General features: G+C 75.9%; 1 pseudogene. It reads left to right on the forward strand.

The annotated features are described in order from the left end of the window. Positions 1 to 743, forward strand: a pseudogene (locus CLM62_RS09280) (SMC family ATPase); the annotation flags it as partial.

The raw sequence follows: 743 nt of genomic DNA on the forward strand, positions 1-743 counted from the left end.
GTATCGAGACCGCCCAGGAGGCCGCGACCCGCGCCGAGCAGCTCGCCGTGCGGCGCGAGCCCGCCCGGCAGCGGCTCGGCGCCGCACGGATGCGCGACCAGCTGGCCGGCGACACGGAGACCGCCGCCGAACAGGCCCGTCTCGCGCGGGAGCAGGCGCTCAAGGCCAAGGCGCACTGGCTGGACGTCAAGGAACAGCGCCTGAACGGCATCGCCGCGGAACTCGCCGCGCAGCTCACGGACGGCGAACCCTGTGCCGTCTGCGGCGCCACCGATCACCCCGCGCCCGCGCGCAAGGACGCCGGACACGTCGACCGGGAGGCGGAGGAGCGGGCGCTGGCCGCCTACCAGCAGGCGGAGGAACGGCACACGGAGAAGGAACGGCGCCTGGGCGTCGTACGGGAAGCCCTGGCCGCCGCCACCGCCGAGGCCGGGGACACTCCGACGAGTCAACTCGCCGAAGCGGCCGACGAGTTGGAGCGGCTGTACGAGCAGGCCCGCAAGGAGGCCTCCGCGCTGCACGCCACGCACGAGGAGCTGCGTCGGGCCGAGGACGAACACGAGCGGCGCACCGCCGCCCATCAGCAGGCGGCGGTGCGGGCCGCCTCCCGGGTCGGTCGTCGCGAGCGTCTGGACCGCGAGAAGGCCGCCTTGGACGCGGAGTTGGTCCAGGCGCGCGGCGCGGCCGAGAGTGTGGCCGCGCGGGCCGCGCAGCTGGAGCGGCGGGTCGCGCAGCTGACCGAC

The organism is Streptomyces sp. SA15 (assembly GCF_002291145.1).
Classification (GTDB): Bacteria; Actinomycetota; Actinomycetes; order Streptomycetales; family Streptomycetaceae; genus Streptomyces.